Consider the following 20,164-nt stretch of genomic DNA (forward strand, 5'->3'; position numbering starts at 1 on the left):
GAAAAGGTCAGCTGGCCGCGGCGGCGAATTTCTGGCGATGCGGCCTGGCGCGGCGATTGGTGTTGCGGCGAATGATCTCGGCAACGAGATCGGGGGCTTCCTCGGCCAGCATATGGCCGGCCTGCAGTACATGGTGCACATGAAAATGTGCCGGCAGATCATCCGCCTGGGTAAAGGGCAGCACCGCGTCGTCGGTTCCCCACGCCACCATCACCGGCATGTTCAGCCCGTCGAGACGATCGCGCGGGATGACGCCTTGCCGATCGTCCATGGTCATGACGGCCGCGATCTCGACGAGTTTTTCCAGCTGCCCGGGTCGCCGGCGCATTTCCCAGAGAGCGTCCACGGTGCGATCGAAGGGCCGGATCCCTGGCCCCGACATGGCGGCGAGGCAGGCCCGGATCCCGGAACGATCGGCTGCGCCGGCATAGCGACGCAACAGCGGCCCGTTGATCTCGGGGCCAAGGCCGCCCGGCGCCAGAAGCGTCAGCGAGGCTACTCTTTCGGGCTCGGCCAATGCCATCAGCGCCGCCACCGCACCGCCCATCGAGTGGCCCACGAGATGAACGCGCTTCAGGCGACGCTCCGAGAGATCGGCGAGCACCGCCCTTACCGCCACCTTGGCCGGACCGGCGGCGGGAAAATCGAGCGACATCCCATGCCCCGGCAAGTCATAGGCCAGCGTGTGCGTGGAAGGTGCCAGAACGGAAATCACCTCGCGCCAGACATCGTGGCAGCCGCCGAAACCATGCAGCAGGACGATGGCCTTCGAGCCAACACCTTGTTCGGCGGCAAAAAGCGATGCGGTCATGAAAGCTGATTTTTGTTATTGCAGGATGCGCGACACCAATTGTGGCTGAATTGCTCCTAGTCCACAGCGATGGCCAGTAAAATTTTCGCGATTTGTACGGTTGCGGACAGAACTCGCCGCTTGACCGGCATCATGCGAGAGAGCGCAGAAGTCCATCGGAACGCGGCGCGCTCAATCCGCGGATATCGATTGGTGTCAGCTTGGGTTGCCGAGCCCGGCGGCGCGCAGCGCCTGGACCAGGCGCTCGGTCAGGTCGGCCGGATATTTCCGCTCGACGAAGGTGGTGCGCGGATCGGCGGCAAATTTAGGGAATTCGGTGGTCAGTTGGTTCAGCAGCGTGCTCACCAGATGGTCCTGTCCGGCAGCCTTGGCGCCGATCAGCCGCGCCGCCAGATAGTGCGATTTCGTTGCCGTCGTTCTCAGTGCCATGCTGGCCGCGATTGCCTTGTTCATGTCGCCCTGCATGAACTCACCGACGAACAGCCCGTAATCCCACCATGTCGAGTGCCCGCTGAAGGTCTCCGCCGCATGGTCAAGGATCGGCGTTCCCTCCGCATAGCGGCCGGCGAAGATCAGCCCGTAGCCGTAAGCGGCAGCCATGCCGAGATCATAGGGATTGAGTTCATAGGCCTTGCGCATCCAGCGGATCGCTTCATCCGTGTTGCCGAGGCGCGAACTGACATAGCCGTAGGAGCGATGCGCATAAGGGCTGGTCGGGCCCATCTGCACGCTGCGGTGGGCAAACTCCACAGCCTTTTCGATCGTCGCATTGGGCGGATAGGGGTAATGGTCGGAGACCGCCTCGAGATGCAGCGAGGCAAGTTCCGAATAGACGAGCGAGGATTTCGTGCCGCCATTGGCCAGCTTCTCAAGGCAGCGATAGGCTGCCTCATGGGTCCTGGCGTTCTGGTCGAGATAATATTTGTCGTTGAGCAGCAGGCATTGCGTCAGACCGTTTGGCGCGCCGGTCTGCTCGATATAATTGTAGATCGTTCCCGAGGCGGGAAGTGCTGAACTCAGCATGTCGGCGATACGGTCTTCGACCGCGGCAGGTGCGCTGTCGGCAGGGGTCAGATTGCGTGAAAGAAGCACCCGTCCCGATGCCATGCTTTGCAGCTCGATCGTGATGTCGCCCGCGTCCGGTCCAGGCAGGATGTCGAATATGAAGCTTGTGGCATCATCGGCCGGATCCGCGACGGTATCGCGGCCGATGAAGTCGATCGTATCGAAGCCGCTCAGGCCGGCGCGCAGCGACGCGGCGACACGGCTGGCGTAGGCGCCTTCCGCCTTGAGGCCGATATAGATTTGCGGCAAGGCATCAGCCATTGCCGATGGCACGATGCTTCCGGTTGCGCCGGCGGTCTCGAGCGTTGCCGACATGTCGCCACCTGCAAGCAAGGCACTGCTGCCCTGACGAAGAATCAGCACCCCCAGCATGGCGATGACCAGGGCGATCGCCATCCAGAAGAAGCGGAGATGGCGCGCCACCGAGGGGGTGGGCGAAGACGGTACGGAAGCCAGCGACGCCGCGTGCAGCATGCCCGTGCTGGCGTCGTTGGGCGGATCGGCGGATACAGCGCCGTCGAGCTTGAGTTCGGGGACATCCGGCAGCCGGATCGCATTCAATTCATAGGCAGGAACATAGCCACCACGCGGAATGGCGATGCGGACGGGCTCGGCAATGCCCTCATTGGCAAAATAGTGCTGCAGAAGCTCGCGCAGCCTGCCTGCCTGCACCCGCACCACGGCATCGGTGGACGGATCGAAATCGCCGTCCTTGCCGAAAACATCCATGGCAATGGAGAAACCCTTGAGCCTGTCGCCTTCGCCGGCCTGTTCACGTTCGACAAGATAACGCAGGAGCTTGCGCGCGCGTTCGGATCGGCCGAACGTTTGGCTGGCAAGCAGTCGCTCCAGTGTCTCGCGCACTGCGGGGGCGGCAGGCGTGGCATGCTGCAAGTGTCGATCCTCTCGAAGTCGGCACAGGTTGAGGCGCGATCATATAGTTCCCGCACCGCCACACAAGTATACACCCATTATGCGATCACGTACCCCACCGGATAATTCCGCGGTGGTTAATGGCCCGCAAGATCGGAACCGGTCACCCGGTTGGGACGGTCCCGATCCTTGTTCCGGTCGTGCGTCAGCCGGCTTTCTTGCCAATGATGCGGTTGGCGGCAGACATCACCGCTTCCAGCGAGGCGGCGACGATGTTGGTGTTGATGCCGGCGCCGAACAGCTTGCCGCCGGGATATTCCATCTCGACATAGGAAATGGCCGACGCGTTCGAGCCGCGTTGCAACGAGTGCTCGGAATAGTCGAGCACCGACATCTCGATGCCGAGATGACGCGACAGCGCATCGACGAAGCCGTCGATTGGACCGGTGCCTGTGCCTGATATCGTTACTTCCTTACCCTGGTCGAGGATGACGGCCTCGACCACGCGCCGGCCCTTGATTTCGGTGCTGGGATAGGTGTGATGATCGAGGAATTTCAGCCGCGCGGCAGGCTGGTCGACATAGGTTTCGAGAAAGCGCTCGTAGATGCGCCTTGCCGGCACTTCCTTGCCCTCGGCATCGGTTATCGCCTGGATTTCCTGGCTGAATTCGATCTGCAAATTGCGCGGCAGGTTGAGGCCGTAATCGGCCTGCAGCACATAGGCGATGCCGCCCTTGCCGGACTGCGAGTTGATGCGGATGATGGCTTCGTAGCTGCGTCCGACATCGGCCGGATCGATCGGCAGATAGGGCACCTCCCACACGCTCGTGTTGGCCTTCTTCAGCGCCTTCATGCCCTTGTTGATGGCATCCTGGTGCGAGCCGGAAAAGGCGGTGTAGACGAGTTCACCGACATAGGGGTGGCGCTCGGGGATTTTCAACTGGTTCGAATATTCGTAGACGGCCTTCATCCGGTTGATGTCGGAGCAGTCGATCAAGGGATCGACACCTTGCGTGTACATGTTGAGCGCCAGCGTGACGATGTCGACATTGCCGGTGCGCTCGCCATTGCCGAACAGCGTGCCTTCGACGCGGTCGGCGCCGGCCATCAGGCCGAGTTCGGTGGTGGCGATGCCGGTGCCGCGGTCGTTGTGCGGATGCAGTGAGACCAGCAGGTTCTCCCTGTTGTCGAGGTTGCGGCACATCCATTCGATGCGGTCGGCATAAATGTTGGGCGTCGACATCTCGACCGTCGACGGCAGGTTGACGATCAGCTTGTTGTCCGCCGTCGGCCTGACGATCTCGGTGACGGCGTTGCAGATTTCCAGCGCCACTTCGAGCTCGGTGCCGGTAAAGCTCTCCGGCGAATATTCGAAGCGAAAGCCGCCGCCGGCCTTGGCCGCCATGTCGGTGATCATCTTGGCCGCGTCGGTGGCGATGCGCTTGATGCCGCCGACGTCCTTTTCGAAGACGACGCGGCGCTGCAATTCGCTGGTCGAATTGTAGAAATGGACGATCGGGTTGGTGGCGCCCTTGAGCGCCTCGAAGGTGCGGGTGATCAGCTCCGGCCGGCACTGCACCAGTACCTGGAGCGAGACATCGGCAGGTACGTTGCCTTCCTCAATGCACCAGCGGGCGAAGTCGAAATCGGTCTGCGAGGCCGATGGGAAACCGATCTCGATCTCCTTGAAGCCCATGTCGAGCAGCAGGCCGAACATGCGCGCCTTGCGCTCGTGGCCCATCGGATCGATCAGCGCCTGGTTGCCGTCGCGCAGGTCGACCGAGCACCAGATCGGCGCCTTGGCGATGACCTTCGAGGGCCAGGTGCGGTCGGTGAGGCCGACGGTGGGATAGGGCTGATATTTACGGGCCGCGTCAGGCATGCCCCGGGCTGACTCTGTCATGCCTCTTGCCGCATCCTTGCCGGCTACCGCGGCATCGGAACGGATCTCTTCTCGTGCGTTCATCGTCGTTTCTCCCGGCGGCTCATGGATCCACCTTCAGGTGGATTGATGGCGAGCGGCGCCTTTACCAGAATTTCGTTCGCGTGATGTGACTTGGCAAGGAGCATGCGCTAGCGCGGCGGTTCGACCGCCGGGCGCTCCTTCAGCGAACCCGGCGATCGCCGATAAGGCCGAGAAGAAGCAGGGTCGAAGCCAGCGCGCGCACGGTCTCGCCGGAAAAACCGGTCGGACGGGAAGCGTTGGCGGCGCGCGTGTTCATGGCGGTTCTCATACAGGAGCAGCTTGTGAGAGGCAAGTGGGGCCACATTGCGGGCCGTGATCTGTCGGATATTATCCAAACGTGCGTGCTCTTCCCCAGGCGCTGCAAATGCGCCAGACTTGGGCATCGACGGGGTTGCGATGTCCCGCCGCCGGGAGGGGGTCGTCCATGAATTTCGTGTTCTTCTCGCCGCATTTCCCCGCCAATGGCGCGGATTTCTGCGACCGTTTGAAGAAGGCCGGGGCCAGGGTGCTCGGTATCGGCGACGCACCCTATGACGCGCTCGACGCCAAGCTGAAAGCAGCCCTTTCGGAATATTATCGCGTCGCCGACATGGAGGACTACGATCCGGTGTTCCGGGCGATGGGGCATTTCATCCACAAATGGGGCCGCATCGACCGCTTTGAGTCGCTCAACGAGCACTGGCTGGAGCTGGAAGCCAACATCCGCACCGACTTCAACATCTACGGCACCAAGCTCGATTTCGTGAAGAACCTGAAGCGCAAGAGCCGCATGCGCGCCTTCTTCCGCAAGAGCGGCGTCGACACCATCGCACAGCGCAAATGCTCCGACCGCACCGGGGCCATGACATTCATCCGCCGCGTCGGCTATCCGGTGGTGGTGAAGCCCGACAGCGGCTCCGGTGCCTCGAACACTTTCAAGATCTCCAACGCCACAGAGCTGGACCAGTTCTTCCGGGACAAGCCCGAGGACGTGACCTTCGTCATGGAGCAGTTCATCGAGGGGCTGGTGGTGACCTATGACGGACTGGTCAACCGCGACGGCGAGGTGGTGCTGGCCGCCAGCCACCGCTACGACCAGAGCATCATGGAGGTGGTCAACAAGGACCGCCACATGAGCTATACCTGCTTTCCCAGGGTCAGACCGGCAATCGAGGAGGCCGGCCGCAAGATCCTGAAGGCGTTCGACGTGCGCGAACGCTTCTTCCATATCGAGCTGTTCGAGACCAGGGACGACCGGATCATCGCGCTGGAGGTCAACATGCGCCCGCCCGGCGCCTGGATGACCGATGCGATCAACTATACGTTCGATATCGACGTCTATGCGGCATGGGCCGACATGGTGGTCAAGGATGCCGCCGGCGGACCTTACGAGGGCAAATATTTCACCGCCTATGCCAGCCGCAAGCGGCACTTGCGGTATTTGCATAGCCATGAGGACGTGCTAGCCGCGCACCGCGACAAGATCGTCCACCATCAGGCCATCGAAGAGGTTTTCAGCCGCGCCATGGGAAATTACGCCTATCAGATGCGCTCGAAGGACGAAGCAGCGCTGCGTGAGGCGGTCGCCTACATCCACGCGGAAAAGGCGTGAGGCGATGGACATTTCCTATCACAAGAATTTCTCGGGCAAGCTCGGCCGCGACATGGAATACAAGCGCTACGGCCATGCCGGCCGGCCGGTGGTGGTGTTCCCGACCTCGCAGGGGCGCTTCTACCAGTTCGAGGATTCCGGCGGGGTGGGCGCACTTGCCGAATTCATCGACACCGGCCGCATCCAGTTGTTCACGGTCGACGGCGTCGATTCCGAATCCTTCTTCGACAAGCATGCCGACGCCGCCCACCGCATCGCGCGTCACGAGGCCTATTTCCGCTATGTGCGCGAGGAGGCACTGCCGGAATTCCTGTCGATAGCCGAGCAAGCCAATGGCGGGCGCAAGCTGAAGCCGCTGTTCTCAGGCTGTTCGATGGGCGGCTACCATTCGTCGAATTTCGTCTTCCGCTTTCCGGAACTGGCGAGCGGCGTCATCGCGCTGTCGGGCGTCTATTCGGCCCGCGACTTTTTCGGCAAGGCGCTTGAAGGCGACATTTTCTACAACTCGCCGCTCGACTATCTGCCGGGCATCGTCGATCCCAAACTGCTTGCCCGGCTGAAGGCGCTCAGGCTGATCTTCTGCTGCGGGCAGGGCGCCTGGGAAGAGCGGATGCTGGTCGAGACGCGCCGCTTGGAACAGATCCTGCGCGACAAATCCATTCCGGCCTGGGTCGACTATTGGGGCGGCGATGTCAGCCATGACTGGCCGTGGTGGCACAAGCAACTGGTCTATTTCTTCGGCCGCTGGCTGGATGAAGACCTGATGCACAGGCTCGATTGATGACCACGCCCGATCCCATCCGCCGTTTCGTCGAGGCCACCAATGCCGGCGACACGCAAGCCTTTCTCGACACGTTTACCGCCGACGCATCCCTGACCGACTGGGGACGGTCCTTCCAGGGCCGCGAGCAGATCGCGCGCTGGAACCAGTCGGACAATATCGGCGTGAAATCCCAGCTTCGCATCGTCCGTATCACGTCGGCGGACGGCACTTATCGCGTCCGCATCGCGGTCACAGGCAACGGCTTCAACGGCGAGGGCGACATGAGCTTCACGCTAAACGGCGATCGCATAGCGAGCCTTGTCATCGCCTGACTAGCCTTCCTGGCATGCCGGCAGAGCGACGGCCTCACGTTCCGACGCTGCTCCGCGACGCAGGCCAAGGAAGACGACGATGGCGGTCATGACGGTGATCGCCGCCAGCACGATCAGAAGCCTGTCGAACGCCCTCTCGTAGGCCTGGACAAGAACGGCGGCCCCGGCTTGCGGCAAATGTTGCGCCGTTGCCCCGAGATTGCCGGTCACCAGCAGCTGCGCTGCATCCGTTGAAGACGCCATTCCCTGCGCGGCGAGTTGTGCCGCGGTGAAGCCCGACAGGGTCGCCATGACGATCGCGAGTGCTACGCCCTCGCAAGCGACGCGGGTGGTGTTGAAGATGCCGACCGCCATGCCGGCGCGCTCCCTCGGCACGACGCTGACGGCAAGCCCGTCCATCAATCCCCAGGGCAGAGCGATGCCGACGCCGATCAGCATCAGCGGCGCCACCAGCGCGCTATCGACCGGCGGTGTCAGGCTCAGCCAGACAAGCCCGGCGGCAGCGACGAGCAGGCCGAAGCCGCAGATCTTGGCCGGCGCGATCCAGCGCGCCAGCTGGCCGGCGAGCATCGGCAGGATCAGCAGCGGGCCCGAGAGGCAGATCATCAATTGCCCGGCCTTGATCTCGCTCATCCCCTCGATGCCGATGAAGCGGATCGGCAGAAGCACGAGCAGGACGACGAAGCCATAGGCGGGTGCCGCCGCCAGAAACTGGACGCCGACGAAGCGGGGAAAGCGAAACAGCGTGAGATCGAGCATCGGCCGCCGCGCGCGTCGCTCGGCGACGACGAAAGCAACAAAGAAGAAGGCGGCCGTGCCGAGAAGCGTGACGACAAGGGGGTTGGCCCAGCCGCTCTGCGGCGCCTGGAGCACGCCATAGGTCAGCGACGCGAGCGCGATCGTGAAGGTGCCGGCTCCCGCCCAGTCGACGCCCGTCGCATCCGGGTCACGCGATTCCCTGATAGTGCGCAGGCCTACGGCCGCTGCGGCGATCGCCAGCACCGCGACCAAGACAAAGATCGATCGCCAGCCGAATGCAGAGATGAGCAGGCCGGAGGCGATCGGGCCGAAGGCGAGACCGATGCCGAAACTGGTGCCGAGGAAGGAGAAAGCGCGCAGCCGCAGCGGCCCTTCGAATTCCTGGGCAAGTGCCGAGGCGCCGCCGGCGAAGGCCAGGGCACTGCCGATCCCTTGCGCGGCCCTGAACATGTCGAACCAGACGATGTCAGGCGCCAGCATCGCGCCGAGCGACGCCAGGACATAGAGGCAAAGGCCGGCGAGGAAGATGCGCTTACGGCCGTGGTTGTCGGCGAACGCTCCAGCCGCCATCAGGCTGGCGCCGAAGGTCAGCATGAAGGCGTTCGTCACCCAGTTGAGTGCGATCGGGCTGCCGCCGAGATCGGCCGCGATCCGGGAGAGCGCGACGGCCGGGCCGGTGAAGGTCAACGGCATCGTCATCGCGGCAAGGCATACCGACAAGAGCACGAACCATCTCTCGGCCGAGCCGGTTGTGGACTTCAAGGTCATGAATTTTCCTATCTGAAGCAGCATCCGCCGGCATGCCGCGCGATCACAGCGCCGGTCGCAATGACAAGATAGGCCTGCTGCCTTTTCGGAAAAATAGTACTGTATCTCCAGTCATACTGGACTGAAACGCTCGAATGGAAGAATGCGATGGATCGCCTCAATGGCCTCATAGCCTTTGCCCGTACTGCCGAACTCGGCAGTTTCATCGCCGCCGGCCGGGCGCTCGGCATCTCTGCTTCCGCCGTCGGCAAGAGCGTCGCAAGGCTCGAACAGGAGCTCGGCGTGCGACTCCTGCAGCGCAGCACGCGGCGCATCGGACTGACGGAAGAGGGCAGACTGTTCAACGAGCGGGTGCGGCGCATCCTCGACGACATCGACGATGCCGAGGCGATGCTGTCGCGGACACGAGAGACGCCGCACGGCCGGCTGCGCGTGTCGACCCCGATCGTCACCTACCATCTGCTTTTGCCGGTGCTGTCGGAGTTCATGGAGCGCTACCCCGAGATCGAGCTCGATATCGATTTCAACGATCGCATCGTCGACGTCATTGAAGAGGGCATCGACGTCGCCATTCGAAGCGGCCAGCTGCCCGATTCACGCTTGGTATCGAGACCCGTTGCACCGTTTCGCATGCTTTTATGCGCGGCGCCGTCCTATCTCGACCGCCATGGCACTCCCGGCGTGCCGGCTGATCTCATCAGGCATTTCGGCATCAACTTCCGGTTTCTCAACAGCGGCAGGCTGCTGGAATGGCCATTCATTACCGGAAGCGCCGAACCGCAGATCCGCTCGATGCTGACCTGCAACAACATGGAAGCCTTGAAGGGCGCCACGCTCGCCGGCCTCGGCATCGCCTGCATGCCCGATTTCCTGGTGCGCGAGGCGTTGCGCGAGGACAGGCTGCGGATCGTCCTCGACGATCATGTCGACGGCCGTGGCCAGTTCCGAATGCTGTGGCCCTCCAATCGCCATTTGTCGCCGAAGGTGCGCGTCTTCGTCGATTTCCTTCCAGAACGCCTTGCAGCGGCGCCAAGCGGTTCGTCGAATAAAATATGACTTCTGTTATCATGTTTCTATGGAAATGCCGAAGCGGCTGTGGCATGCCGCTGATCGCGAGGACGCCGCGCGGCGACTTGCGCCAAACGGTTTCGAAGGACTTGGGCGATGGATCAACTGAGCGCGCAAACCCGCATCAGCGACGAGGCGATCAGATCGGCGATGGACCGGTTGCGTGCCGAGCACGGCGAATTCGAGATCGAAACCGGCGTTGCCGATCGGTGGGAACTTCGCCTGCATTACGGCTCGTTGAGCGCCACGCTCGAGGATGACGGCATGCTGATCCGGGTCGCGGCGACAGACGAAACCTGCCTGTCCTACATGAAGATGACGGTTGCCGGCCATGTCGCCGAACATGTTGGCACGGCCAGCGGACTGCGTTGGCAAGGCGATGGTAGCGATACCGGTACGCCGGTCTTCTTCCGCGAGATCACGGTGATGTCGTCGACGCGGATTTCGGCGCATATGCAGCGCCTGCGCTTCGCCGGCAAGGATCTTGGCCGGTTTACCCATGGCGGCCTGCACATGCGGCTGCTGCTGCCGCCGCCTGGCCGCCGGCTGGTCTGGCCGACGATGGGTGCTGACGGCTTGATTGTCTGGCCTTCGGGCGATGATACGCTTGCCGTGCGGGTCTACACGATCCGCTCGGTGGATGCCGAAAGCGGCTGGCTCGATGTCGATTTCGTGCTGCACCCCGGCCAGGACACGCCCGCCGCCACCTTCGCGCAAAACGCGCAGGCGGGAGACGTCATAGGCATGATCGGACCCGGTGGCGGCGACGCCCCGGTGGCGCAGACCCTGGTTCTGCTCGGCGACGACACCGCACTGCCCGCCATTGGCAGGATTCTCGAGCACCTGCCGCCGTCGAGCCGCGCCGAGGCCCTGATCGAGGTCGATGGCCCGGATGACCGGATCGCGCTGGCGCAAGGGGACAATATCGACATCACCTGGCTTTACCGGCACGGCCGCGAGGCCGGCACCGCCGGCCTGTTGCCGGCCGCCTTGCAGGAGCGCAGTCATATCGCGCTTGCCGACGGCCTGTATGTCTGGGCCGGTTGCGAATTCGGCGATTTCCGGGAAATCCGCAAGATCGTGCGCAGGCAGTGGGGCCTGCCGCGCGACCGGCACCTGGTCACGGCCTACTGGCGCCGGGACACGCAAGGCGACGAGGGCGGCGAAGAATAGTCCGCTACTTGTGACTGGCTCCAGCGGCTGCCTTGCCTATTGCCTGACGCTTCTTGCCACCAGCCTCGCCACACTCGGACCAACGAGCAGCACGATCAGGAAGCGTGCCGATTGCAGCGCCATGACGAAGGAGATGTCGACGTTCTGCGCGGCGGCGGCGATGATGGCGATGCTGTCCATGCCGCCGGGGCTGGTCGCCAGATAGGCGGTCAGCGGATCGATGCCCAGGAGATGGCTGATCATGAAGGCAAGGCCGCCGCAAAAGGCGATCAACGCCACGATCGAGGCGATGATCTGCGGCAGAGCGCGCGTCGCATGGCGCAGGATCTGCCTTGTGAAGTTCAGGCCGATCGACCAGCCGACCATCGCGTAGCTGACCGCCAGCAGCCATTGCGGCAATTGCATCTCCACGCCCAAGCCGAGATGGACGACAGTGCCGAAGATGAAGGTGCCGAGGAAGAAGGGCGAGGGCAGCCTCAGCAGCTTTCCCGCCAGGCCACCTACACCTGCGATACCGATGGTGGCGGCGAAGGCTTGGGCATCGATCGGCGGAAACCAGATGATGGCGGGGATTTCGACGCCCGACGTGTCGACCCACATCTTGGCAACAAGTGCTGCCGTCATCGAGACGAAGATGACACGCAGATATTGCATGAAGGCGACGAGCCGCTGGTCGGCGCCGAACGCACCGGCCATCAGCACCATGGCGGTCGCCGCACCCGGCGAGGAGCCCCAGACGGCTGTGGTGCCCGGCAGGATGCGCCAGCGGCTGATCAGCCAGCCGAGCAGGCTGGAGGCCGTGACGGTGGCCACCACGACGCCGAGAAACAGCGGCCATTCCCGGGTAAAGACCGGAAAGATGTCGGCTGAGATCGAGCTGGCGACGAGGCAGCCGACGATCGCCTGGGCGGCGCCGAACAGAAGACGCGGCACGCGCACCGTGGCGCCATTGGTGCCGGCGACGATGGCCGCCAGCATCGGCCCGATCAGCAGCGCCGCCGGCAGGGCGGCGAGTTCCAGCGCGCCGGCAAACAGCAGGGAGACTATCAACAGGGCCAGCCATTGCCAGAGCTTGCGCATCCGCGCCATGCGTTCGATGGCGGGCTGGTCTGGGGGCTGCTTGGCCGAGGAATCCATGTTTCGGTCTTAGACTTGAAGCGGGACGATGCGAACCCCGCTGCATCGAAAAGGATGCTTGCGCGCCTCAGCCAGTCTTGGCGTCGGCCAGGCCGAAGCCGCCGACGGGGTGGGTCTCGACCTGGAATTCAAAGCCGGCGATGAACGGCCGTGCCTTGGCGATCGCCGCCTGGACTTCTGGAAGCTGCAGCGATGCCTTGTGGCTTTCGGCGTCGATCCACACTTCGGTCACCCAGATCGCATCAGCATCCGCGGGGTCACGGGCGATGATGTAGCTCAGGCAACCCGGCAGGGCGCCGGTGCTGGCGCGCAGGAGGTCCATGACTGCGTCACGCTGGCCGCGTGCCGCCCGCATCTTGCCGATCAGTCCGTACATTCCGTTGTCTCCCTTTGAGGTTTTCGACAAGAACATGCAGATCGCCAGTATGCCGACAGCCGCTCAAGGCATCAACTGGCCGCCATTCACCTCGATCACCTGGCCGGTGATGTAGCCGCTCAGAAGATCGGAAGAGAGGAACAGATAGGCGCCGACGCAGTCCTGCGCCGTGCCGGCACGCCCCTGCGGAATGGTGGCGACCATGCCTTTGATCTGCTCGTCGGTCGAATAGCGCTCGTGGAACGGGGTGAGAATGGTGCCGGGCGCCACCGCGTTGACGCGGATGCCGAAGCCGATCAGTTCCTTGGCCATGCCGCGCGTCACATTGGAGACGAAGGCCTTGGCCGAGCCGTAAAGCCCGGCGCCGCCGCCGGCACCATTGCGCGCGGCGATCGAGGAGGTGTTGACGATGAAGCCGCCCTGTCTCTTCAGCCACGGGATCGCCTTGCGCGAGGCGGTCAGCACCGAGCGCGCATTGAGATCCATCACCGCGTCGTAATGCGCCTCGGTCTGCTCGGCATAGGGCACGCGGCCAAGCATGCCGCCGGCATTGTTGACCAGCCCGTCGAGGCGGCCGAAATACTGCGCGCTATCCTCGACGACGCGTTCGACATCGGCGGCAACGGAGAAATCGCCCTGGACCAGAAACACCTCGCCGCCCTTGTCGGCGATCGTCATGCCGAGCTTCTCGGCGGCGTCGCGGCTCGAATTGTAGTGCAGTGCCACCTTGGATTTCTGCGTGGCATAGGCCAGCGCGAGCGCCGCCCCGATGCCGGTCGACGCACCGGTGATGAGCACCGCCTTGCCGGCGAGATCAGGTATGCTGAGTGTGGTGGTGGCTGGCACAATTGTTCCTCCGGGATGTAGGTCCATCCTTCGTAGGCCCTAGCCGCCCAGATGTTCAAGCCTCAGGGGCGCAGATAGGCGTAGCCCTGGCCTTGCAGTTCGGCGAGTTTGACGACGCCGCCCTTGTCGGCGGCATGGAACCCAGCGAGCAGGTCGGCGAGCGAAATGTCCATGCCTTGCATGGTGTTGGCGCAGGCATGGGATTCCAGCCCCTGCTGGACCAGGCCGGCGAAGCGCCCGGAAATCGCGGCCGATATGCCTTTCGACTTGAAGGCGGCCAAGGCCGGACCATGCACGACCAGCACGATGTCGACATTGCCGCCGGTGCCGTCATAGTGGTTCTTGATGTTGCCGAGCACGAAATTGACCTTGTCGACGTCGCTCAAGTGATAGGCGACCTTCTGCCTGGCGGGATCCGTGGCGGCTGCCTGCACCGCCCGCAGGCCAAGAAGCGTTCCGGTTCCGGCAAGAACCGCGCGGAACATATCGCGCCGGCGCATGGCATCCTCCTCCGCTTGGCGGCTCATCGCGAATTGCGTGGCTGCGGCCATGATCCTAGCATAAACTGACGTTACGTCCTGTCGATGCGAGGGAGGGGCACATGACGTTCAGAAAGTGGAAGAATTTCGCCGGCGCCGGGTTTGGCGCCATGCTGCTTGGCGCACTTGCCGGTTCGGCCTTCGCTGACGATGCGCTGAAGCTCACCGAACTCAGGCCCAACGGCACCGACGCTTGTTTCGGCCGTGTCTATGACGCGGCGCACCTCAAGGCGCATCCGAAGCAGAAGGTGGCGCGGATCTTCTTCCTCTATGGGCACGATCCGGTCAGCCGCCCGAACGAGGAGCCGCCGACAAACTCCGACTCGTCCTATAACGGCTTTATCGCCACCACTGTGCGGGGCGCCAAGGCGCCGGAATGGGCCGGCGGCTGGTGCAATCACGAGTCCGAAGATGGTACGTCCGGCCCGATCCGTTGCGGCATGGACTGCGACCGCACCATGGCCTCGCTGAAGCTCGATGACAAAGGCCGTCTGATCCTCACCGATGTCTCGGCCGATCTTTATCTCGACGCAGGATCGGAAGATGAACTCGGTGAAGCCGAATATGACAGGCAGGCGCTGGGTAGCGAGGACGACAATTTCCGCCTCGACCCGATGCCGGCCGCAACATGCAAGGCGGAGTTCGCGCACATCGATCCGATCGACCCTGCGCTCGGGCCGCCGCTGCGCGAGCGGCTGAAGCCCGACCAGGCCTTCTGCTACGGGCGCGACTATGATGCCGCCCATCTCGGCTCGCACCCCAACCAGCTGACGCAGTCGATCCGGGTTTTCCGTGGACCGGTGGAGCTGGCGTCGTTCGCTTCAAGTGGTGACGCCGCCAACTGGCCTGACGGAGCCGACATTGCCGTTACCGTGACCGCACGGCAGAAATCGGCTGAGGTGACGCAGACCTATTCCTGCCAGGGCGAGGCCGACCAGTGGCGCTGCGCGGCCAGCTCGAAGATGAGCGACTTCTCCTGCGACATCGCGCAGAAGGAGATTTTCCTCAAGCGTGGCGTCGACGGCACGATGATGCTGGCCAATCCCAACAGTGCACTCGCGATCGTCGATCTGTGCTCGAAGGCCGCCGACGGCAAAACGAAGTCCGACGACAAGGTCTATCGGCTGCAGCCAATGCCGCAATCCGCCTGCGCGCCGTGAACTTGGACTTGTCTGCGTCGCTCTGAAGGGATATATCTTTGCTATATCTCATTTGAGGATAGCAGGATGGACAAGGCAAAAGTGTTCTGGTCGGGCCGGTCACAAGCTGTGCGTCTGCCCAAGGAATTCCGTTTCGAAACAGACGAGGTTTCGATCCGCCGTCACGGGCAAACCGTCATCCTGGAACCGCTTGCGCAGGATTGGGCGTGGCTCGACCAAGTGATCGGACCGCTTGACAAGGATTTCGCCGAGGCAGCGCTGGAACGTCAAGACGGGCAGGATCGGCCTGCCTTGGATGACGTTTTCAAGTGATCTACGTGCTCGACACCAATGCCGTCATCGCAGTCATCAAGGGCGACACCGGTCTGTTGGCGCTGCTGAAGCGGCACAGGCCGCAGGACTTTGCCCTCTCTGCGATCGTCGCGCACGAACTGTACTATGGTGCTGAGAAGAGCCAGCGAAGGGCTGAAAATTTGGCGCGCATCGAAGCTCTGCAGTTCCCGGTGCTCGAATTCGACCGAGAAGACGCGAGACATGCTGGAGAGATTCGGGCAACGCTTGCGACGTTGGGAACTCCGATCGGTCCCTACGATGCGTTGATCGGCGGGCAGGCGCTCGCTCGGAACCTTACGCTGATAACCCGTAATGTCCGGGAATTCGAGCGGATCAAAGCTCTCTCAATCGAGACCTGGTGAACCCGCCTCAGGCGAACGGCACGGCCGTGGTGCCCTTCGGCAGCTTGGCCTCGTCGTCGGGCTCGACATGGATGGTGACGCGCACCGAGGGGATTTCGGCCTTGAGCGCGTCCTCGATGCGATCGCAGATCACGTGGCTGGCGCCGACCGACATGTCGGCGTCGACGACCAGGTGGAACTCGATGAAGGTGGCGCGGCCGGCGATGCGTGTCTTGAGGTCGTGCACTTCAAGCGCGCCCTTGCAGTTGGCCGAGATGACGTCGCGGATGCGCATGTGTTCTGCCGTGTCGACGGCGCGATCCATCAGCCCGTTCATCGACGAGCCGATGACATGCCAGCCCTGCCACAGGATGTTCAGCGCCACGAGGACGGCAAGCGCCGGATCGAGGATCTGCCAGCCGGTCAGGATCGCCCCGACCAGGCCGCCGAAGACGCCGATCGAGGTGACCACGTCGGTCATGATGTGGTTGCCGTCGGCGACCAGCGCCGGCGATTTCTCGGCCCTGCCGGCGCGGATCAGCGTCCAGGCCCAGAAGGCATTGATGACCGTGGCGACGCCGTTGACCGCGAGGCCGTTCCAGGGCTTTTCCAGAGGCGCCGGCGTCTGCCAGGAGCGCCAGACCTCGTTGAGGATCAAAAGGGCGGCGAGCACGATCAGCACGCCTTCAAGCACCGCCGAGAAATACTCGGCCTTGTGATGGCCGAAAGGGTGATCCTGGTCGGCCGGCTTGTAGCTGACCTGGATCGCCCAGAAGGCGGCGACCGAGGCGATGACGTTGACGATCGATTCCAGCGCGTCCGAATAGAGTGCGACAGAGCCGGTGACGTACCAGGCGGCGGCCTTCAGCGCGAGCACGACAAAGGCGACAACGATCGACCAGAAGGCGAGGTTGGCGACCTTGCGCTTCGCGGCGGCTTTGGCCGCGATCGCCATCGTGTTCTGGGTTTCGGCCATGGTTGTCAGGCGGCCTTTTCCTTGGCTTTGCGCGGCAGGTGGGCGACGATGTTCTCGATGATGCGCATGCCGGCATTGTGGCCGAGTGTCATGATCGATTCCGGGTGGAACTGCACGGCGGCGATCGGCTCCTTGCGGTGCTCGAAGGCCATGATGACGCCGTCCTCGGTTTCCGCCGTGACGATGAAATCGTCGGGCAGCCGCACCGGATCGGCGAAGATCGAGTGATAGCGGCCGACGGTGACTTCCTTGGGCAGGCCGGAGAAGATGATGCCCGGCTTGGAGACGCGGATGCGCGACGGCTTGCCATGCATCGGCACATGCAACTGCCTGAGTTCGCCGCCATAGGCTTCGGCCAGCGCCTGCAGGCCAAGGCAGACGCCGAAGATCGGCAGGTCGCGGGCACGCGCTCGTCTGATGGTGGCGGCGCAATCAAAGTCCTTTGGCGTGCCGGGACCGGGCGACAGCACGACAAGGTCGGGCTTCAGCCGGTCGAACACTTCCTCCGGCACCGGCGTGCGCACGGTCGAGACATTGGCGCCGGTCTGGCGGAAATAATTGGCCAGCGTGTGGACGAAACTGTCCTCGTGGTCGACGAGCAGGATGTTGACGCCGTCGCCGACGCGCGCGGTGGTGCGTTCGGTGCTGGCGGAATTGCCGGTCTTGGCGTCGCGAATGGCGGAGAGCATGGCGGATGCCTTCAGTTCGGTTTCGGCTTCTTCTTCCTCGGGAATGCTGTCGAAGAGCAATGTGGCGCCGGCGCGTACTTCGGCAATGCCGTCCTTGATGCGGATGGTGCGAAGGGTGAGGCCGGTGTTCATGTCGCCGTTGAAATTGACCATGCCGATCGCGCCGCCATACCAGGCGCGCGGGCTCTTCTCGTTCTGTTCGATGAAGCGCATGGCCCACAGCTTCGGCGCGCCGGTGACGGTGACCGCCCAGGCGTGCGACAGGAAGGCGTCGAAAGCATCCATGCCTTCACGCAGGCGGCCTTCGATGTGATCGACCGTGTGGATCAAGCGCGAATACATCTCGATCTGGCGGCGGCCGATGACGCGCACCGAACCCGGCTCGCAGACCCGCGACTTGTCGTTGCGGTCGACGTCCGAGCACATGGTCAGTTCGGACTCGTCCTTCTTCGAGTTGAGCAGTTTCAGGATCTGCTCGCTGTCCGAAATGGCGTCGTCGCCGCGCTTGATCGTGCCCGAGATCGGGCAGGTCTCGACGCGGCGGCCGTTGACGCGCACGAACATTTCGGGCGAGGCGCCGATCAGATATTCGCCTTCGCCCAGATTGATGAAGAAGGAATAGGGTGAGGGGTTGATGGCCTTCAGCTTGCGCGAAATCTCGGACGGCTGCGTCTCGCAGCGCTCGTAGAACATCTGGCCGGGCACGACCTCGAACAGGTCGCCGCGCTTGAACGAATCCATCGCCTTGCGCACCAGATTGGCGTATTCGCCCGGCTCATGGTCGCCGCGCGGCGGGATGCTGTCGGGGCTCTTGAACGGCTCAGCGATTTCGTCGCGCGGCAGCCCCTCGGTCGAAAACCCGTCGCCGGCGTAGTCGTAGCGATCGGTCCAGGCCTTGGCCGAATAATGGTCGACGACCAGGATCTCGTCGGGCAGGAACAGCACCAGGTCGCGCTGGCTTGGCTTGCGCTCGAGCTTGTAGTCGACCGGGTCGAACTGGAAGGCGAGGTCGTAGCCGAAAGCGCCATAGAGACCAAGATTGGCGTCTTCCTCGGTCTTGAACAGAGCGGTGATGGCGCGCAGTACGGTAAACACCGAGGGCACGCGGCTGCGCTCTTCTTCGGTGAAGACACGGCCGGGCTTGGCGACGTCGAGGCGGATGAGTTTCTTCGATGTCTCGGCGATGGTGACGTCGGCCAGGTCGCTCAGCGCCTTGCCGATGACCGGCAACAGCGCCTCGCCACGGCCGTTCAGCGCCTCGATGCGCATGGCGCGGCCACGCGCGGAGATCACCAGCGGCGGGTCGATGATGGCGGTGTCCCAGCGCGTGTAGCGGCCGGGATATTCATAGTTGGAGGAAAACACCGCACCGCGTCGCGAATTCAAGCCGTCGACGTAAGCGTCGATCGCGCCCGCATAGGGCCGGTCGTGGCGCTCGCGCGTGATGGTGATGCCACCCGCGGTCACGAAACTCTCCGCCCCGTTTTCCAGAACCTTCATTGTCATCGCCGTCTCCATCAGCTTCTTGGGGCAACGGACCCGGGAATGGCTTGGAAAAAACAAATGGCCGCCCGGACTTTCCGTTGCGGCCACCCTCTCTTTTCACGCGCACGTGTTCGAACAGGCCGCTGTCAGCAGGCCCACCACCAAATGGTCTTGGTCGAACGCATGTTCATGGCGAAATCCATAGCTGCGAAAAGGAGGATGCGCAACAGGTTTGAAAGTCTGTCCGGTGGCCGCCGCTTCTACGCTTCATGGCACATCGCCAGAGCCGACAGTGCCGCCTAGATTGTATATCCAACAGCAGGAAGATGGGTAAAAGCCAATGACCGAGCAGATCGAGCGCGCGCGGACGTTCCATTCCCTCCATGTCAAGGGAAACCCGATCGTTCTCTACAATGCCTGGGACCCGGGCTCGGCCAAGATCGTCGAGAAGGCGGGCGCCAAGGCGATCGCCACCGGAAGCTGGCCGGTGGCTGCTGCGTTCGGCTACGTCGATGGCGAGAAAATCCCGCTGGACCTGGCGCTGGACAACATCAGCCGCATCGTCGGGGCGGTCGACCTGCCGGTGACCATGGACCTCGAGGGCGGTTACGGCGTCGATCCGGAAATCGTTGCCCGCACGGTCACGTTGGCGCTGCGGGCCGGCGCTATTGGTTTCAATTTCGAGGATCAGATTGTTGGTGGCAGCGGCCTGCATGACATTGCCGTCCAGGTAAAACGCATCGAAGCCGCGGCGGCGGCGGTCAAGGCTTCCGGCATACCGGCGTTCATCAACGCTCGAACCGACGTCTTCCTCAAGGCGAAAACCAGATGCGCATGATGACGTCCTGCTCGACCAGGCCATCGAGCGGGCACAGGCCTTCGAAAAAGCCGGTGCGCACGGCTTCTTTGCGCCGGGTCTTGGCGATGAGGGCCTGATCGAGACGCTCTGCAAGGCAATTGCGTTGCCGGTCAACATCATTGCGCTTGCGCATGTGCCGCCGCGCCAGCGGCTGGCGGAACTGGGTGTCGCCCGCATCAGTTACGGCCCGGTGCCTTACCGGCAGATGGCGGAATGGCTCGAAGCGAAGGCGCGGCAGGCTATTTCCGGCTAAA

Annotated in this window: 18 protein-coding genes and 1 pseudogene; 9 read left to right on the forward strand and 10 right to left on the reverse strand. The window is 63.2% G+C overall.

The window, feature by feature from the left end; genetic code table 11:
- Positions 1 to 7: 7 nt before the first annotated feature.
- The 3 genes from ACZ89F_RS02460 to leuA form a co-directional block, all read right to left on the reverse strand.
- Positions 8 to 811 (reverse strand): alpha/beta fold hydrolase, encoded by an 804-nt coding sequence (locus tag ACZ89F_RS02460; protein ID WP_476090246.1) that lies wholly within the window; start codon positions 809 to 811, stop codon positions 8 to 10.
- A gap of 195 nt (positions 812 to 1,006) precedes the next feature.
- Entirely contained in the window at positions 1,007 to 2,770 is a 1,764-nt protein-coding gene (locus ACZ89F_RS02465) for a tetratricopeptide repeat protein (RefSeq protein ID WP_476090247.1), read from the reverse strand.
- A 184-nt stretch (positions 2,771 to 2,954) separates the two neighbouring features.
- A complete protein-coding gene (gene leuA / locus ACZ89F_RS02470) occupies positions 2,955 to 4,631 on the reverse strand; it encodes a 2-isopropylmalate synthase (RefSeq protein ID WP_476097201.1) in 1,677 nt (558 codons plus the stop codon).
- 508 nt (positions 4,632 to 5,139) lie between these two features.
- Between leuA and ACZ89F_RS02475 the strand changes: the two genes are divergently transcribed.
- From ACZ89F_RS02475 to ACZ89F_RS02485, 3 genes are read left to right on the forward strand one after another with little or no spacing between them, the layout of a single operon-like run.
- Entirely contained in the window at positions 5,140 to 6,306 is a 1,167-nt protein-coding gene (locus tag ACZ89F_RS02475; RefSeq protein ID WP_476090248.1) for an ATP-grasp domain-containing protein, read from the forward strand.
- Positions 6,307 to 6,310: 4 nt separating this feature from the next.
- The gene (locus ACZ89F_RS02480; protein ID WP_476090249.1) at positions 6,311 to 7,087 is read left to right on the forward strand and encodes an esterase family protein; all 777 of its coding nucleotides are present in this window, start codon (positions 6,311 to 6,313) and stop codon (positions 7,085 to 7,087) included.
- The gene (locus tag ACZ89F_RS02485; RefSeq protein ID WP_476090250.1) at positions 7,087 to 7,401 is read left to right on the forward strand and encodes a nuclear transport factor 2 family protein; all 315 of its coding nucleotides are present in this window, start codon (positions 7,087 to 7,089) and stop codon (positions 7,399 to 7,401) included. The genes ACZ89F_RS02480 and ACZ89F_RS02485 overlap by 1 nt, the downstream gene beginning before the upstream one ends.
- On the opposite strand, the gene ACZ89F_RS02490 is transcribed toward ACZ89F_RS02485, so the two are convergent.
- On the reverse strand, positions 7,402 to 8,928 hold the full coding sequence (locus ACZ89F_RS02490; protein ID WP_476090251.1) for an MFS transporter: 1,527 nt from the start codon (positions 8,926 to 8,928) through the stop codon (positions 7,402 to 7,404).
- A 147-nt stretch (positions 8,929 to 9,075) separates the two neighbouring features.
- Between ACZ89F_RS02490 and ACZ89F_RS02495 the strand changes: the two genes are divergently transcribed.
- Together ACZ89F_RS02495 and ACZ89F_RS02500 are read left to right on the forward strand one after the other, a co-directional pair.
- Positions 9,076 to 9,984, forward strand: a complete 909-nt coding sequence (locus tag ACZ89F_RS02495) for a LysR family transcriptional regulator (RefSeq protein WP_476090252.1) — start codon at positions 9,076 to 9,078, stop codon at positions 9,982 to 9,984.
- 108 nt (positions 9,985 to 10,092) lie between these two features.
- Positions 10,093 to 11,169, forward strand: coding sequence for an SIP domain-containing protein (locus ACZ89F_RS02500; protein ID WP_476090253.1), 1,077 nt, complete (start codon positions 10,093 to 10,095; stop codon positions 11,167 to 11,169).
- A gap of 36 nt (positions 11,170 to 11,205) precedes the next feature.
- Here ACZ89F_RS02500 and ACZ89F_RS02505 read toward each other — a convergent pair whose 3' ends face one another.
- The 4 genes from ACZ89F_RS02505 to ACZ89F_RS02520 all read right to left on the reverse strand — a co-directional run bounded on the left by ACZ89F_RS02505 (position 11,206) and on the right by ACZ89F_RS02520 (position 14,028).
- Complete coding sequence (locus tag ACZ89F_RS02505; RefSeq protein WP_476090254.1) at positions 11,206 to 12,306, reverse strand: AbrB family transcriptional regulator; 1,101 nt, start codon at positions 12,304 to 12,306, stop codon at positions 11,206 to 11,208.
- A gap of 67 nt (positions 12,307 to 12,373) precedes the next feature.
- Positions 12,374 to 12,682 (reverse strand): putative quinol monooxygenase, encoded by a 309-nt coding sequence (locus ACZ89F_RS02510; protein ID WP_292641018.1) that lies wholly within the window; start codon positions 12,680 to 12,682, stop codon positions 12,374 to 12,376.
- 63 nt (positions 12,683 to 12,745) lie between these two features.
- Positions 12,746 to 13,528 (reverse strand): SDR family NAD(P)-dependent oxidoreductase, encoded by a 783-nt coding sequence (locus ACZ89F_RS02515; RefSeq protein ID WP_476090255.1) that lies wholly within the window; start codon positions 13,526 to 13,528, stop codon positions 12,746 to 12,748.
- Between the two features lie 62 nt (positions 13,529 to 13,590).
- A complete protein-coding gene (locus tag ACZ89F_RS02520; protein WP_476090256.1) occupies positions 13,591 to 14,028 on the reverse strand; it encodes a DsrE family protein in 438 nt (145 codons plus the stop codon).
- 101 nt (positions 14,029 to 14,129) lie between these two features.
- On the opposite strand from ACZ89F_RS02520, the gene ACZ89F_RS02525 reads away from it, so the two are divergent.
- From ACZ89F_RS02525 to ACZ89F_RS02535, 3 genes are all read left to right on the forward strand, one after another.
- On the forward strand, positions 14,130 to 15,227 hold the full coding sequence (locus ACZ89F_RS02525; protein ID WP_476090257.1) for a hypothetical protein: 1,098 nt from the start codon (positions 14,130 to 14,132) through the stop codon (positions 15,225 to 15,227).
- A gap of 66 nt (positions 15,228 to 15,293) precedes the next feature.
- Positions 15,294 to 15,539, forward strand: a complete 246-nt coding sequence (locus tag ACZ89F_RS02530; protein WP_476090258.1) for an antitoxin — start codon at positions 15,294 to 15,296, stop codon at positions 15,537 to 15,539.
- A complete protein-coding gene (locus ACZ89F_RS02535) occupies positions 15,536 to 15,922 on the forward strand; it encodes a PIN domain-containing protein (RefSeq protein WP_476090259.1) in 387 nt (128 codons plus the stop codon). Before ACZ89F_RS02530 ends, ACZ89F_RS02535 begins: the two co-directional genes overlap by 4 nt.
- A 7-nt stretch (positions 15,923 to 15,929) precedes the next feature.
- Here ACZ89F_RS02535 and ACZ89F_RS02540 read toward each other — a convergent pair whose 3' ends face one another.
- Together ACZ89F_RS02540 and ACZ89F_RS02545 are read right to left on the reverse strand one after the other, a co-directional pair.
- A complete protein-coding gene (locus tag ACZ89F_RS02540; RefSeq protein WP_476090260.1) occupies positions 15,930 to 16,877 on the reverse strand; it encodes a cation diffusion facilitator family transporter in 948 nt (315 codons plus the stop codon).
- Between the two features lie 5 nt (positions 16,878 to 16,882).
- A complete protein-coding gene (locus ACZ89F_RS02545) occupies positions 16,883 to 19,072 on the reverse strand; it encodes an anthranilate synthase (RefSeq protein WP_476090261.1) in 2,190 nt (729 codons plus the stop codon).
- Between the two features lie 319 nt (positions 19,073 to 19,391).
- Between ACZ89F_RS02545 and ACZ89F_RS02550 the strand changes: the two are divergent.
- Positions 19,392 to 20,163, forward strand: a pseudogene (locus ACZ89F_RS02550) (isocitrate lyase/PEP mutase family protein).
- Position 20,164: the final 1 nt, after the last annotated feature.

The sequence above is a fragment of the Mesorhizobium sp. USDA 3734 genome (assembly GCF_056279665.1).

Bases quoted from the DNA above. Each gene is read 5' to 3' on its own strand.
- ACZ89F_RS02540 (WP_476090260.1), bottom strand. From the start codon at position 16,877: ATGGCCGAAACCCAGAACACGATGGCGATCGCGGCCAAAGCCGCCGCG.
- ACZ89F_RS02480 (WP_476090249.1), top strand. From the start codon at position 6,311: ATGGACATTTCCTATCACAAGAATTTCTCGGGCAAGCTCGGCCGCGAC.
- ACZ89F_RS02505 (WP_476090254.1), bottom strand. From the start codon at position 12,306: ATGGATTCCTCGGCCAAGCAGCCCCCAGACCAGCCCGCCATCGAACGC.
- ACZ89F_RS02510 (WP_292641018.1), bottom strand. From the start codon at position 12,682: ATGTACGGACTGATCGGCAAGATGCGGGCGGCACGCGGCCAGCGTGAC.
- ACZ89F_RS02495 (WP_476090252.1), top strand. From the start codon at position 9,076: ATGGATCGCCTCAATGGCCTCATAGCCTTTGCCCGTACTGCCGAACTC.
- ACZ89F_RS02490 (WP_476090251.1), bottom strand. From the start codon at position 8,928: ATGACCTTGAAGTCCACAACCGGCTCGGCCGAGAGATGGTTCGTGCTC.
- ACZ89F_RS02485 (WP_476090250.1), top strand. From the start codon at position 7,087: ATGACCACGCCCGATCCCATCCGCCGTTTCGTCGAGGCCACCAATGCC.
- ACZ89F_RS02460 (WP_476090246.1), bottom strand. From the start codon at position 811: ATGACCGCATCGCTTTTTGCCGCCGAACAAGGTGTTGGCTCGAAGGCC.
- ACZ89F_RS02530 (WP_476090258.1), top strand. From the start codon at position 15,294: ATGGACAAGGCAAAAGTGTTCTGGTCGGGCCGGTCACAAGCTGTGCGT.
- leuA (WP_476097201.1), bottom strand. From the start codon at position 4,631: ATGCCTGACGCGGCCCGTAAATATCAGCCCTATCCCACCGTCGGCCTC.
- ACZ89F_RS02525 (WP_476090257.1), top strand. From the start codon at position 14,130: ATGACGTTCAGAAAGTGGAAGAATTTCGCCGGCGCCGGGTTTGGCGCC.
- ACZ89F_RS02545 (WP_476090261.1), bottom strand. From the start codon at position 19,072: ATGACAATGAAGGTTCTGGAAAACGGGGCGGAGAGTTTCGTGACCGCG.
- ACZ89F_RS02475 (WP_476090248.1), top strand. From the start codon at position 5,140: ATGAATTTCGTGTTCTTCTCGCCGCATTTCCCCGCCAATGGCGCGGAT.
- ACZ89F_RS02520 (WP_476090256.1), bottom strand. From the start codon at position 14,028: ATGCGCCGGCGCGATATGTTCCGCGCGGTTCTTGCCGGAACCGGAACG.
- ACZ89F_RS02500 (WP_476090253.1), top strand. From the start codon at position 10,093: ATGGATCAACTGAGCGCGCAAACCCGCATCAGCGACGAGGCGATCAGA.